The following is a 14,810-nucleotide window of genomic DNA, read 5'->3' as shown; positions in this document are numbered from 1 at the left end:
TTTTGGTAACGTACCGGCCGCGCGACTATAGAGGCGAGGAGAAAGTGAGCGATATCCAAAATCGGCAAAGCCGAACTGGGAACAGTGGTTTCGATGGACGAACCAGCCACCGACCAAGTCGTAGCATATCGCAGATGTCGAAAAATCCGGCAACTCGTCAAAACATTAGTATCACTCGGGCAAAAACTTGGGGTCGCTGAGTGGCCCCTTCGGGATACTGGTGTAACGTCGGCCTCCAACATCGCCCCCAACAGTTTCCTGAAGCTCTCGGAGGGTCGGGGATGTTCGGGCGCCATTTGAGGGGTACGGGAGCGAACCTCTCCCCAACCGCACCTCGTAGGAGGACGTTCCAGAAGTGGCGATTGTTGTGTGAACAACTCGAAGACCGCACGGCGCCCGCGGCCGCTCCAACGGCCACGCTCACCGGGCTCCCGGCCGAGTCACTGATCGGTGAAAATCTCACGTTCACCGTTCGCTTCGACAACACTTCGGTGACCGATACGGGCTACGGACCGTTCGTGGACCTGTACCTCCCCGCGACCGGCGCCGACGGGGCCGGGGCCGCGGTCGACGACGGGATCACGTTCGTCAGCGCCGCGTACCTCGGGACCACCGTCCGGGCAACCGTTATCACGCTCACGTCCGCCGGGGTACCGCACCCCTTCGCGAAGAGCGCGAGCGGCCAACCGGTCACGATCACCCCGCCGGCCGGCTTCCAGCCGGGCGATCAACTCGTGGTGCTGGAAGTTCCATACGGTAGTTTCACGCCCGCCCAACCTCCGGCGGACATCGTCATCACTGCCGCGGTGAGCAACCTCGCCGATGTGAACGTCCCGCTCCCGGTCCGCGCGGAGGGCGGGTTCCGGTTCGGCAACGACGCGCTCGACAACCCGGCGACCGACCCGTCACTCATCGGCGCGCCGGTGGCCTCGTCGGTCACCCCGACGCTCTTCCGCCTGACGAAGACGTACCTCGGCCCCGAGGACGAAACGACCACCGGCCCGAACTTCCCGCGCCAGTACCGTGTGAGCGTCGACGTCGCGACCGGGCAGACGCTAACGGCCCTCGACCTGACCGACGTCCTCCCGCCCGAACTGCAGTTCGTTTCCGTGGTGTCCACGAGCGGGGCGACCACCGCGATCAGTACGCCGTCCACCACGGCCCCGGGCGGAACGTTGACCCGTCGGTTCGCGAGTGTCACCGGCACCGCCGCCACGGTCGACGCGCAGATGACGTTCAGTTACTACGTGCCGCGCATCGACGCACCGCTCTCGCCGATCATCGACCCCAGCACCGGTGACGACACGACGGCCGTTGATGACGCCAGCGCGTCGGCGACATGGGCGCCCATCGACCCGCGCGATCCGACTACAACGGTCACGTCCGATATAACCGCAAACGATCACACGCTGACGCTAAAATCCATCGCGACGCAGAAGACGTTGAGCGTCGTCGTCGACACCGGTGCGCCCGGCCTCAGCCCCGGCGACACGGTCGAGTACACCATCAACTTCCAGGTGTCGGACTACTTCGCGTTCCAGAACATCGTCCTTACCGACCTTTTCAGCGACGGGCAGTTGTTCACCGGCACCCCGACGCTATTCGTGATCGACGGGCACGGCGCCGGCGGGAACACGTCCGGCGCGTTCGGCGCGGCCAACTTCACACTGACACCAAACGTTACCGGTGGCAGCGACCGGTTGGTATTGCGTGTGTCCGCAGAGCTGGCCGCGCGCGGGTTCTCGACGAACGGGCGGCTCGTCGGCGGCGCGATCCCCGTGGGTGGAACCGGCATCGGCCCGCCAACGTCGGACCCGCCGCTGCCGTTCGGCCCGACACAGGGGACGATCACGTTTCGGACCGTCGTTCAGGACCGTTACGAGATCGACTTCCCGTCCGGGAACCCGTCACTGGACCAGGGCGATCCCATCAGCAACAACGTCACCATCTCGGGCGACTTGCTCAACGTCACCGACCTGACCCCCAACGGCAACAGCGAGGACGACACCAGCTCCACTAGCAACAAGACCGTCAGTGGCTCGTTCGTCAAGACGGTCTACGCGATCAACGGTGTACTCAACACCTCCGCTACCCCGAGGATCTCCCCGGGGGACACGGTGACGTACCGGCTGCGGTACTCCCTCCCCACCGCCGACGTCGACAACCTGACCGTCACGGATTTTTTGCCGCTGCCGATCTTCGACGTGGACACGACCGGCGCGGTGACCGGTATCGACAACGTGGTGAGTGCCGCGGTGCCGGTGGCGGGGCGCGCGAAATTCGGCCCCGCCGACACCTTCACCGCGCGCTCGGGCATTGTGCCAACGGTCGGCCCGAATTCCTCCGCCAACAGCGTCATTTTCAATTACGGCACCTACGACGACCCGACCAACGCGCCGGCCACGATCGACATCCTGTTCACGGTCACCGTGAGCACCGACCCGTTCGCCGACCAACTGCTGCTGAGCAACGGCGCGCAGGTGCGGTCGAACAACACGGTGCTCGAGACGGTCACGGGCGACGCCATCAGCCAGGTGGTACTGCAAGAGCCGCTCCTGAACATCACGAAGGGCGTCGTCGCCACGAACAACCCGAACGGCACCTTCTCGCCGGGCGCGGTCGGTCCGGTCGCGTTCAACGCCCCCGGCACCGCCGGCGCGCGATTCACCGGCACCATCAGCTTCGCGGGCCTGGCCGCGACGCCGATCAACAGCAACCTCCGCAACGTCGACCAGAGCGATTTGGTCACCTTCGCAGTGGTGGTCGAGAACACCGGGTCCGGACCGAACGGGGCGTTCGACCTGTTGATCCGCGATACTCTCCCCGAAGGCTTCACGCTGCCCCCGGGCGGCATCAACCTGCGCGTCACCGACGGGGCCGGGACCCTCGTCCCGTTCGACGTGGTGTCGAACGGCTCGTTCGACGAGCTCGGCGGCATCCGCCTCCGCGACCCGTCCGCGGGTCGCGGGGCCATCGGTCCCGGCTCGGTCAACGGGGTGACGGTTCAGGACGGCAGCAACATCGTCGTCATCACGTTCGACCTGCTCACGTCGGGCAACCGGACCAACCAGATCATCACGGACGTTGCGACGCTGGCCAACTACGCCGGCAGCGAGGGCGGCCCGAACTTCGTTCCCGGCGGCCTCACCGACGACGCCACCGTGCAGATCGCTGCCCCGACCGTGACGAAAACGCTCGTCGGCACCGAGATCGCGGACACGTTCAACGCGAGCACCGAAGCCGTCATCGGCGAGCTGGTGACCTACCGCGTGCGGATTACCGTGCCGGAGGGGACCACCCCTGGCGCGATCCTCACGGACACCCTCGATCCGGAACTGGCCTTCGTCGGGATGGTTTCGAGCACTCTCCCGGGCGGTGTGACTCTGAGCGGCGGCCTGGTCCCGGTCGTCACCAACAGCGGCCGGACCGTCACCTGGACCCTGGGCAACATCGTCAACGGCAACTCCAGCAACGCGGTTCCGGAGGTCATCGAACTGGTGTACACGGCGGTGGTGGTCAACAACGCGCAGTCGAACGCCGGCGATCTGGTGAACAACGGGGTGAGCCTGACCTATCAGGGCGGTCCCACGATCAGCGCGGCGGCCCCGAACGTCACGGTCATCGAGCCGCAGGTGCGGATCGCGAAGTCCGTGTCAGTGGACGGCGCCGGCGATACCGGCGACGCGGGCGACCCGTTCGCGTACACCATCACGCTCCAAAACGTGCCCGGCGCGAACCAGTTCACGGCCGACGCTTTCGACGTGACCTTCAGCGACCTGTTCCTCGCGGGTCAGGTCGGTTCCCCGCTCGAGAACCTGAGTTTCACCGTCGTTGATACGACGGGGATCGTTACGAGCGCGAACTTTGAACTGGTGCCCGACCCGGGCAACGGCAACCGGCTCGTGCTCCGGACCGTCGCGGGCGGCGACTTCGACCTGCTGGTGGACGCCGCGCGGACGATCACCATCACGGTCGTCGGCAACGTCGCCACGACCGTGACGGTCGGGCAAGTGATCCCGAACGATGCGGCGGTGCGCTGGACGAGCCTCAACGGTGTCCCCGGACAGCGCTCGCCGTTCACCCCCGATTCGACCGAGCGCACCGGCGCCGGGGGCGTGAACGACTACGTCGCCACCGACGGCGCGGACATCAACATTCTGAACCCGCAACTGTTCAAAGCCGTGAAGGTGACCTCGGAGACCGCGACCGGCGATCCCGCGAACGTGGTCGTGGGCGAAATCGTCCGCTACCGCGTAACGGTGGCGATCCCGGAATTCGGCACCCCGACGAGCTTTCAGTTCGTGGACCTGCTCCCGGCCGGGGTGCAGTTACTCTCCGACGGCAGCGGGTTCGTCGCCCTGGTCAGCGACGCCGGCGACAACCTCGTTGCCTCGAACCTGACGGACCCGGCCCCGCTGCTCCCACCCGACCTCTACCTCACCGGGGACGAGAACAACGTCACGACGCTGACCCCGGAGTTCCCCATCCCGGCGGGCCTGATCTCGCTCGCCACGGTCAGCGGGCGCACGCAGGTCACGTTCGACCTCGGGATGGTGGGCAACCCGCCCGACCCGAGCAACGATTTCGAGTTCGTGCTCGTCGAGTTCAACGCGCTCGTTACCAACAGCGCGGGGAACCAGGCCGGTGCGGTTCTGGTGAACGAGGTCTCCACGCTGGTGAACGGGGTCGTGACCGGCAACACCGCCAGTGCCACGCTCCGGGTCGCCGAGCCGGTTATTGTCGTCGAAGGCAAGTCCGTAGTTTCGCCGACCGATCCGGACCAGCCCGATACGAACCCGCACGACGCCGGTGACCGGGTGCGTTACCGCGTCGATTACGCCAGCGGGGTCGACCGGTTCACGTCCGCGGCCTACGATGTGCGACTCACCGACACCCCGCCGGCTGGCAAGATGGTCATCGACCCGGCCAGTATCGTCGTGTTCCGAAACGGCGTCCAACTCGTGGCAGGGTTCACAAACAATTCGACCGGCGCCACCGCGGATGTGACACTCGCCCGTGTCGATCCCGGTGACGTGATTAGCGTCTTGTACGAGGTCGTTTTGACCGCGGGCGTTCAGTCGGGCGAAACCATTACGAACACCGCGAACGTGACGTGGACCAGTTTACCCGGCAACGGGACGCTGGTGAACCCTACGGATTCCGTCACGCCGGGCGCGTCGGGCGCGTCCGACGGTGAGCGGAACGGTTCCGGGGGCATCAACGACTACTCCGGCAGCACGTCGGCCGCGCTCACGATCGTCACCCCGGATCTGGACAAGAACATCCTCAGCACCGGCACCCCGTTGACCGGCAGCGACCAGTTCGACCCGACCCTCGTCGACCTGACCGTCGGCGAGTCCGTCACCTACCGACTCACCATTACGGTGCCCGAGGGCACCTCGACGCTGAATCTGATGGACCTGCTGCCGACGATGTTCGGCGGGACGGTCGTGTTCGGATCGGCCCGGGTGGTCGCGATCGGCGGGAACATCTCCGGTAGCGCCCTGGCGGTCGGTGCGCCGGGTGTCGTTGCCGGTTCCACAGTTACGTTCAACTTCGGAACGGTGGTCAACGCGCCCGACAACGTCACCGACGCGCGCGATCAGATCGTCGTAGACGTGGTCGGGCGGGTCACCGATCTGCCGGAAAACGTCTCCGGCCAGCAGGTGACCAACACCGCCACGCTCAACTACGGATTCGGTACGATCTCCGACACCGCAGTGGCCGACATCGTCGAGCCCGCACTGGACATCCAGAAGTCCGTGTCGCCCGCCAGTGCCGACGCCGGGGACGTGCTCACCTACACCGTGACCGTCACCCACCTGCCCCAATCCACCGCGCCCGCGTTTGAAGTGGCCGTGCGGGACCTGCTGAACGCGGGCAACCTGGAACTGATTCCCGGTACCGTTACGGCTTCCGGCTCGTCGGTTGCCCTCGTCAGTAACGGGAACGGGACCGGGGACACGACCGTGACCGTGGTCGCCCTGCTCGCCCTCGGCGAGACGCTGACGATCACTTATCAGGCCCGGCTGACCGGCGCCCCGCTGCCGGGGGCCGTCGTTCCGAACACTGCCACGCTCGACTACACCAGCTACTTCCAGTTCCTCGGCGGCCGGGCCTACAACGACAGCGACCCGGCCCAGGTCACGGTCAACAGCAGCAGCATCGGCGGGTTCATCTACGCCGACCTCAACGACAACGGGATCTACGAGCCGGGGGCGGGCGAGGCGCTCATCACCGGCTCCGTCACGATGACACTGACCGGCACCGACCACATCGGGAACGCGGTGAGCGTGCAGGTCGTGACGACGACCGGAACCTACAGCTTCACCGGGTTGCGTCCGAGCGGCCCCGGGGGGTACGTCATCACTCAGGTGAACCAGCCGGTGAACCGGGCCGATGGCCGCGACACGCCCGGTACACTCTTCGGGGGCGCCGGCACCCTGGGTGGCACCCCGCGCGACGCGGACGCGATCACCGGAATTGCGATCCCGCTCGGCTCGAACGCGGCCGCCGCGAACTACAACTTCGGTGAACTGCCGCCGGCGACGGTCGGCGATTTTGTGTGGCACGACCTCAATGGTAACGGCCTCCAGGACGTCGGCGAACCGGGTCTCGGCGGGTTGCCGGTCACCCTCGCGGGCACGAACCCGGACGGTTCATCGTTCTCGCTCACCACAACCACGAGTGGCGGCGGGCTGTACTCGTTCGCCAACCTGCGCCCGGGTTCGTACACGGTGCAGTTTACCGCGCCGGTCGGGTACGTCTTCACGCTCCTTAATGTCGGGGCGGACGACACGATCGACAGCGACGCCAGCCGCACCCTCGGCCGGGCGCCGGTCACCCTCGCCATCGGAGAAACGAACAACACGGTGGACGCGGGCGCTTACCTGGGGGCAGCGCTTACGGGGTTCGTGTACCGCGACTTCAGCATCAACGGCCTGCGCGAGCCGACCGGCGCGAAGCCGGAAACCGGCATCGCCGGGGTGACGCTGGTCCTCACCGGCACGGACCCGCTCGGCAACCCGCTGCTCCCGCGAACCGCCACCACCGGCGCGCTGGGCGGGTACCTCTTCGACCTGTTGCCCGAGGGCACTTACACCGTTCGGGAGGTTCAACCGCCGTCGGTCTTTGATGCGGGTCAAAGCGGGTTCTACGACGGGCTCGATACGGTCGGAACGGTCGCGGGCGCGCCGCGGGGCTCGTCGCCCGCGAAGAACCAGCTCCAAGTCGCGCTCGGCATCGGTGACGACGGCACCGAGTACAACTTCGGCGAGAACCCGCCCGCGGACCCGTTCGGCTTCGTCTACGTTGACCTGAACGACAACGCGGTGCTGGAATCGGGCGAGCCGGGCATCGCGGGTGTCGCGGTCACCGTGTCCGGGGTCGCGTTCACCGGCACCCCGTTGGAGCGCCTGCTGACCGCGTCCGACATCCCCGGCGGCGCGCTGACGGTCTTCACTAACGGCGCCGGCCGGTGGGAGTTCCCGATCCTCCCGCCGGGCCTGTACACGTTCGTCGAGACGCAGCCCGCGGGTTACATCGACGGGCGCGAGCAGAACGGCGACCCGAATCCGCCGTTCACCGTAATCGTGGGCAACGACCGGTTCGACAACGTGGAACTCGACCCGTTCCCGATCCGCGGGCCGTTCAACTTCGGCGAGTTGGCCGCGAACTCCAGTCTCGCCGGCTCGGTGTACATCGACACCAACAACAACGGCGTTCGCGACCCCGGCGAGATGGGGGTTCCCGGCGCAACGGTCGCGCTCACGGGAACCGACCTCGCCGGGCGCACGGTGCTCGCCCTCGTCGTGACGGACGGGAACGGGAACTACCTCTTCCGCGGTATGTTCGGCGGGACGTATGTGCTGACCGAGACGCAGCCCCCGAACCTGATGGACGGCCTCGACCGCGCCGGCACCCTGGGCGGGATCGCGGGCAACGACATCATCACCACGATCCCGGTCGGGTTACAACAGCGCGGGACGAACTACGACTTCGGCGAACTCGGGCTCATCGACCCGAGCAAATTCTGGCTCCTGTCCAGCACGGACCTGTCGGCGCTGTTCGGCCCGCCCGGGAGCGGTGTGACCGATGTGAACCCGGTTTTGGCCCCCGTGCCCCCGACGGCCGCGGGCACGCTTTTGCCCGCGCTACTCGTCACGCGCGCGCCGGCGGGTTCGACCGCGCAGGTGTACGACACGGGGCCGCCTCCCCGCGACTCACAATCGACCCGTTCCCCGGTTACAGTGGCACACTGCGGTTCGCGCAGGGCGACGTAACTGGCGACGGGTTTGCGGACGTGCTGGTCGCTCCCGTCAGCCCGTCGAGTCACGTGAAGGTGCTCGACGGGCTGACGGGCGCGCTGGTGCGGAGCTTCCTGGCGTTCGAGGGATTTACCGGTGGGGTGTCGCTCGCGACCGGCGACGTGGACGGGGACGGATTCGCCGACATCGTGGTCGGTACCGCGAGCGGCTCCAGTCACGTAAAAGTGTTCAGTGGCCGAACAGGAGCGGTACTGGCCAGCTTCATGTCCTTCGCGGGTTATTCGGGCGGGGTTCAGGTGGCCGCGGGGGACGATACCAGCGACGGGCGAGCGGACGTGGCGGTAGCCCCGCTCCACGGCTCGTCACACGTGAAAGTGTTCGACGGGCTGACGGGCGCGCTGGTGCGGAGCCTCCTGGCGTTCGACGGGTTCACCGGCGACATCACCTTCACCTTCGAGCCGCCGACGGGTTTACCGGCCCGCCTGTTCATTGGCGCGGCGACACAGAGTTCCCATGTGAAAGTCTTCGCGGGCGAGAGCTTGCAACAGAGCTTTTACGCCTACTCTGGTCACACCGGGGGCGTTCGATTCGCGGCGGGTGACGCGGACGGGAACGGGCGGAACGAACTGATTACGCTCGCCGCTGGTACCAATCACGTGAAGGCGTTCGACGGTGGAATCGAAGTCGACAGCTTTTTAGCCGCCCCTGGTTCCGGGGTCGATCTTGCCGAATCCCTACTTTGGTTCGCTCGGCGGCGCCGGCTGTGACCGGCGCGGCAGATTCGATTAATCGGGCCGACCGCGTAATTCCGATAAGTATGGCGCCCGCGTCAATATGAGGGGCGTTCTATGCGTCGGTTGTACTGGGCGCTTCTGGCGGCGCCCCTGTTCGCGGGAACTGTACGCGCAGAAGAGCCGAGCGCGCCGCCGGCCACACCCGCTCCCGTCTCGGACGCGCGGCCGGCTATGAAAGACCCACCCACGGGATCGCTCGCGGACTGCATTCCGGATTGTAAGCAAGACGTCCGCACGTCGTGCTGCGAGTGCCCGCGCGCGTGGTGGCACACGGACGCCCTACTATGGTGGGGGCAAGGAATGCGGACCCCGCCGCTGGTCACTCAGGGGGGCAATCCGCCGGCGGTACGCTTCGGCGGATCGCGGCTGAACGACGAAATGCGGGCGGGCGCGCGTACCGAGTTCGGTGTGTGGTTCGACGACTGCCATTTCGCACTCCAGGGAAGCTACTTCTTCCTCGCCCCCGCCCGATCTCTTGACCAGTTCGGCTCCGGGCTCCCGGCCCAGCCCACCGGCCGGCCCTTTATCAACGCGAACACCGGGCAACTGGCCTTCGAGCTGGTCCCCGGGTTCGTCACCGGGAGCGCGAGCACAACGGGGGTCACGGGCGCCGACGCGCTGGTGCGGGTTCCCGTGTGCTGCGGCACGGGGTGCGACACCAGTTACCGCGTCGACGTGCTCGCGGGCTACCGCTACTTCGGCCTCAACGATCAGCTCGCGGTTCGGGAGAACCTCTCCCCGGGAGCACCGTTCGTACCCGGAACACAGATCACGGTCTTCGATTCGTTCCGCACCGAGAACCGCTTCCACGGGGCGAGCCTCGGCGCGGCTTTTGTCGGGCGGCGGGGGGGCGTTCAGCGCGGAGTTGACGACGCGCCTCGACCTCGGCGCCACGAACCGTGAAGTGACCGTCTTCGGCGCCACGCGGAACGATGTGCCGGGGCTCGCCTCTGTCACGCGACCCGGGGGCTTGCTCGCCCAAACGAGCAACATCGGTACTTACCGTTCCTCGAGTTTCACTCTGATTCCCGAACTCGATTTGCACCTCGGGTGCCGCCTGACGGACCGCATCAGTGTCTCTGCTGGGTATTCGTTTCTGCTGCTAACCGATGTGGCTCGCGCGGGCGACCAGATCGACCTCGTGGTGAACCCGAACCTGCTTCCGGGTGCCCCTGCTGGCACCGGACCGGCGCGCCCGGCGTTCGTGATGCGGCAGACGAATACCTGGGTGCAGGGGATCAACTTGGGGTTAAGTGTGAAGTGGTAGGCAATTGGTTGAAGGTACCGCGCGGCGGAGCGTGCGTTCCGTGCCCCGGCACCATCCTGAGCGGTCCTCGACCCGGCCCTCGGGCTGGCCATCGACGTGGTCCCATGCCAGGACGGGCACACCCAGGAGCGGTCCCTGCTCGACCCGATCTTGGAGACCGTGGCCGCGGGCGACGTGTGGGTCGCGGGCCGGAACTTCTGCACCACCGGGTTCCTGTTCGGGGTCGCCCGACGGAAGGGCGTCTTCGTCATCCGCCGGCGCGCCGCGACCCTGATTTGGGAGCGGGAATCGGAGTGGGTCTCGGCCGGGAGGACTGACACCGGGGCACTGGATGAGCAGACCATTTGGTTGGTCGAGCCGGGCGGGACTGGGTTGTCGATTCGGCGGGTGCGGCTGACGTTGGACGACCCGGGACGGGGACCGGGTGATCGAAATCCTGACCAACTTGCCGGCCGGGGTTGCGGTCGCGGCGGCCGTGGCCGAGTTGTACCGGGGTCGGTGGTCCGTCGAGGGGCTGTTCCTACGGTTGACGACGGTGCTCAAGTGCGAGGTGAACGCGCTCGGGTACCCGCCGGCGGCGGTGTTCGGGTTCGGCGTGGCGTTGGCGGCCGGGAGCGTGTACGCCGGGGTGAAGGGCGCGTTGCGGCGACCCACGGGGCGTCGGTCACGGTTGGAGTGTCGGATTACCACCTGGCGCTGGAGGTGTCGGGGGCGTGCCCGGGGCTGTGGATCGCGATCCCGGCCGAGACGTGGGTCGAGATCGGCGGGTGGTCGGTCGGATGGCCGAGTGGTTGGTCGGACTGGCCCGAGGTGCGAACCTGAGCCGGTATCGGAAGGCGGTCCGGGGGCCGAAGAAGCCGACGACGCCCCGCACCCGATTCGCCGAGGCCAAGCACATCTCGACCGCTCGGCTGCTCAACGGTGAACGAGCGCGATGCGTGGAGAGGGATGCCCCTCTGTTGGAGACCTCACCCTGATTCGCATCCAGTTGCCTTCGGCCGAGGCGGAACGCCTCGAAGTCCTGTTCCGCGCGACGGCGGACCGTAAGCTCCGGGACCGGCTCCAGATCGTACTCATGGCCCACCGCGGCCGCGCCCGACAGGGCATCGCCGCCGACCTGGGGATTCACCGACGCACCGTCTCCCGGTGGCTCAACGCCTACTGCGCCGACGGACCCGATAGGACATCGCCCCAAGAAGGCCGCGGGCAAGCCCGGCCACATCCCGGTGTCCCTGGCCGACGAGGTCAAGAGTTGGGTGATCGCGGGGCCGGCCGAACAGGGACCGGACCGGGCCAACTGGACCCACGAGGAACGGGCCGGCCACCTGCTCAAGACCCAGGGCATCCGCACCTCCCGCAGTGCCGCCCAGCGGTTCTGTTCCAAGATCGACATTCGTCTCTATCGACCGACGTACCGCCACGAGCGAGGCGACCCGATCGAGCAGGCCGGGGGCCGGCCGGAGATCGCGGAACTGGGAAACGGGCGGCGGCCGGGGAGATCGTCCTGTTGAGCCCGGATGAGGCCCGGTTCCCGATGGTCCCGCCCCTGTGCGCGACGTTGGGAGTGAAGGGCCACCGGCCCACGGTCGGCACCCGGGACTGCAAGGATCTGCTATACGTGTTCGAGGTCGTCAACCTGGTCACGGCGGCGGTCCACGCCAACACGCTGGAAAACCCGAAGAATACCAAGAAGAACACGGGGCCGGGCAAGACCCGCCGGATGCAGGCGGCGTTCGCCGATCACCTGCGTCACATCGGTCACATGTATCCCCGGAGAAGCACCCACGGGTGGTGCTGTTGATCGATAGCGCCCCGTGGCACCGGGGCCGGCCGATCGATGAGGCGATGCACGAGAACCCGCACCTGGAGTTCAAGTGGTTACCGAGCTACAGCCCGCAACTCAACCCGATCGAGCGGTTCTGGAAGAAGCTCCGCAGGCGCGCGACGCACAACCGCCTGTTCGACACCCCGGGCGACCTGAAAACCTCGCTCCGGGCCAGTTTGAGCTACTTCCAGACCGTCCGCCACAAGGTCAAAAGCATCATCGAGGGGCGGCCCAAGCGGAAAACCACCAAATGAGGCAGCGGTTCCGGGTTCATGTATCAGGAGCTGAACTGGAGTTACAAAATCAGCGGATCGGCTCGCCAGTGGAATCAACGTGGTGCCGCTGAAGTTCCGCTCAGTGCGGCGCCGGCCCAGATCATCGCCATTATTACCACGGAGCTTGTCCGGGTTCGGGTGACGATTTAGTCGATGATCTGGGTCGGCGGCCCAGATCATCGACTAAACCGCGTACCGGATTGGCGCCCGAAAGATGTAAACACATTCGCCACAACGTCGCAACGGAGCTCCGCAACAGCTCTTTTGATCGGGGTTGGTACCGCTTCTCGCCCGCCATGCAGTAGGAGGTGCGGCACCGGCGGATGCTCAGGTCCGAGCAGGTGAAGACGGCCAAGGGTACAGATGGTTCGGCGATTCGCGTTCGTGCTTGGCCCACGAATCGAGCCGACCAACTGGAAGGCCGAGAAGGCGATTCGGCCGATGGTGGACCGGAAGGTGGGGCGAGAACCGGACGGCCGCGGGCGCGAAGCTGCAGGGCGGGTTGATGTCCGCGCCCGAGACGTGCCGCCGCCCCGCGCACGCGGTGGTCGATCATGTCCGACAACGTTGCGCGGGTTGGCAACCGATCGCTTCCGCGCCCGGCTAAGGCGCCAAGCGCGATCCCAGTGGACGGCCCAGATCCAACACCCGGCGCGGCAGCACGCCCGCGAAATCTCGCGCGTGACCCGGTCACGAAAGATAGCTTACCACGTCACGCGGATAATCAGCGACGGCCCTTCTTCTCGAATAAATTGTTGAACAGCGCCTTAGTTTTCTCGTCGGTGCGGACTCGTTCCAGGTCGGGGCAGAACTTGGCGGCGTCCGCGTCGTTGAACCCTTCCTTGACCGCGATCGTCAAGCACTTCATTGCAAACGGCGCCTTCCCCGCGACACTGGCGACCCGCGCGGCGTCGTACCAAAAAACGGGATTGGACGAGTAACTCGCGGTCGGTTCGTAAACGGGTGCCCGGTTCGGGTAAGCCCTGTTGCTTTGCGTCCCGGCCCGCGACTCGACCGTCTTCACCGCCTCGTCAAAGTTACCCGCATACGCACTCGCCAGAAACGCCTGGCGGACGACGCTGTCGTTGATGTTCCGGTCGATCTTCTCCACCGCGAGGTAATTCGACCAAATGTCCCGTGCCAGTGCGCCCGACTTCGGGGCCGCCGCGGCGCTCGCGGGGAACCCGACGGCCCCGAGATCCTTTTCGGCCGCCTTATTCGCCAGGCGCCCCGCGACGCTGAGGAAGATCGTGCGGAACGGGTCGAACGCGGCCCCGGACGGGACCGTTTCCGCCGCGCGGGCGCATTCCTCGGATTGCTTCACGAGCACCGGTACCGCTGCGGCCCCGTTGCAGAACGCCTCCGCGCGCCACACCTCGACGAACGGGTTGCGGCTGGTCGCCCCCTTCGGGAGGCGGAACACGAAATCGTTGTCGCGCCACTTGCTCTTTTCGACCCCGGCCTGGAAGTTCTTAGCGGCGGTGCCCATCTCATCGGCGTACAAGGTCTTAAAGCCGGCAACCGTTTTGGTCAGCTTCTCCGTGAGTTGCTTCTTTAGGGCATCCACTTCCGGCTGCTTTCCGGCGCGGGCCTCGTTTGCCGCGAGTGCGCCGGTCAGGAACACCATCGCGTCGCTGTCACCTTCTACGGCCGAACGGAAGCTGTACGCCAGTCCGGTCGTAAGGGCCTGCACGGCGGCCTCGTCCACCTTGCGCTTGAGAGCCGCCTGGGACCGGTCCATCGAGTCGTAGAGTTCTTTGGCCCCCTGCGACACGGCACTCAAACGAGCGTCGTAAACTTGGAAGATCGCCATGAACTCCGGGTCGCGCCACTCCTTCTCGTTCTTCTCCTCGACGTGCCGCCGGAGAATATCGTAGACCAGGCGGTGGTAGACCACGCGCGTCTTGAGTTCCGGGAAGCCGCGCGGCCGGCGCATGTCATTAATCAGATCCTCCACCGCATACAGTGCGAACAGCCGCTCATCGAGTGTCGGGACCGCGGTTTTCGGCGCGGCGGCTTTCGGCTCGACCTTGGGTTCGGTTGCGGGCTCGATCTTCGGGGCCGCTTTCCCGCCCTTTCCCCCTGCCCCGGGGCCTCCCAATTTTTCTTTTTGCTTCGGCCTGGGGCCACCGGGCGGTTGAGCGATGCCCGTTTCGGAGGCGATGAGGACGGTGCCCGCCATCGCCACAATGATTGCGCATAATCGCACGAGCGGATCCTCGGGGGTGGGTCGCCTTGGAAGGGCATTCTCCCGGTCTCGGAGTATCGGCGGGAGCACGCGCCCGCGGCGATAAGTGCGGGACGCTTGGCTTCTCGATTGGCTGATTAGCCTACCCGACACCGGCACACCCGTCAAACTTCCTCCAGCGCATAATCAGGCGC

At 66.5% G+C, this 14,810-nt stretch carries 9 protein-coding genes and 1 pseudogene; 9 read left to right on the top strand and 1 reads right to left on the bottom strand.

Annotated elements, in window-relative coordinates:
• Positions 1-281: 281 nt before the first annotated feature.
• The 9 genes and pseudogenes from J8F10_RS32265 to J8F10_RS32235 all read left to right on the top strand — a co-directional run bounded on the left by J8F10_RS32265 (position 282) and on the right by J8F10_RS32235 (position 12,407).
• The gene (locus J8F10_RS32265) at positions 282-8,282 is read left to right on the top strand and encodes an SdrD B-like domain-containing protein (RefSeq protein ID WP_210660856.1); all 8,001 of its coding nucleotides are present in this window, start codon (positions 282-284) and stop codon (positions 8,280-8,282) included.
• A gap of 20 nt (positions 8,283-8,302) precedes the next feature.
• Positions 8,303-9,034 (top strand): FG-GAP repeat domain-containing protein, encoded by a 732-nt coding sequence (locus tag J8F10_RS32260; protein ID WP_210660854.1) that lies wholly within the window; start codon positions 8,303-8,305, stop codon positions 9,032-9,034.
• Positions 9,035-9,115: 81 nt separating this feature from the next.
• Positions 9,116-9,964 carry a BBP7 family outer membrane beta-barrel protein gene (locus tag J8F10_RS40075; protein ID WP_315854197.1) on the top strand — a complete coding sequence of 283 codons (849 nt, stop codon included), beginning with the start codon at positions 9,116-9,118 and terminating at the stop codon, positions 9,962-9,964.
• Between the two features lies 1 nt (position 9,965).
• Positions 9,966-10,328 (top strand): BBP7 family outer membrane beta-barrel protein, encoded by a 363-nt coding sequence (locus J8F10_RS40070; protein ID WP_315854196.1) that lies wholly within the window; start codon positions 9,966-9,968, stop codon positions 10,326-10,328.
• A gap of 675 nt (positions 10,329-11,003) precedes the next feature.
• Positions 11,004-11,150: a hypothetical protein gene (locus J8F10_RS32245; RefSeq protein WP_210660848.1), complete on the top strand. Its 147-nt coding sequence runs from the start codon at positions 11,004-11,006 to the stop codon at positions 11,148-11,150.
• Between the two features lie 112 nt (positions 11,151-11,262).
• Positions 11,263-11,523, top strand: a pseudogene (locus J8F10_RS41010) (helix-turn-helix domain-containing protein); the annotation flags it as partial.
• Between the two features lie 31 nt (positions 11,524-11,554).
• A complete protein-coding gene (locus tag J8F10_RS39460; protein ID WP_246523694.1) occupies positions 11,555-11,839 on the top strand; it encodes a hypothetical protein in 285 nt (94 codons plus the stop codon).
• Positions 11,836-12,129: a hypothetical protein gene (locus J8F10_RS39455; RefSeq protein WP_246523693.1), complete on the top strand. Its 294-nt coding sequence runs from the start codon at positions 11,836-11,838 to the stop codon at positions 12,127-12,129. Before J8F10_RS39460 ends, J8F10_RS39455 begins: the two co-directional genes overlap by 4 nt.
• A complete protein-coding gene (locus tag J8F10_RS32235) occupies positions 12,117-12,407 on the top strand; it encodes a transposase (RefSeq protein WP_210660844.1) in 291 nt (96 codons plus the stop codon). The genes J8F10_RS39455 and J8F10_RS32235 overlap by 13 nt, the downstream gene beginning before the upstream one ends.
• A 745-nt stretch (positions 12,408-13,152) precedes the next feature.
• On the opposite strand, the gene J8F10_RS32230 is transcribed toward J8F10_RS32235, so the two are convergent.
• A complete protein-coding gene (locus tag J8F10_RS32230; RefSeq protein WP_210660842.1) occupies positions 13,153-14,637 on the bottom strand; it encodes a hypothetical protein in 1,485 nt (494 codons plus the stop codon).
• Between the last annotated feature and the right edge of the window lie 173 nt (positions 14,638-14,810).

The organism is Gemmata palustris (assembly GCF_017939745.1).
Lineage (GTDB): Bacteria > Planctomycetota > Planctomycetia > Gemmatales > Gemmataceae > Gemmata > Gemmata palustris.
The sequence above is the reverse complement of the archived record's forward strand: the minus strand, read 5'-3'. Positions and strand labels throughout refer to the sequence as shown.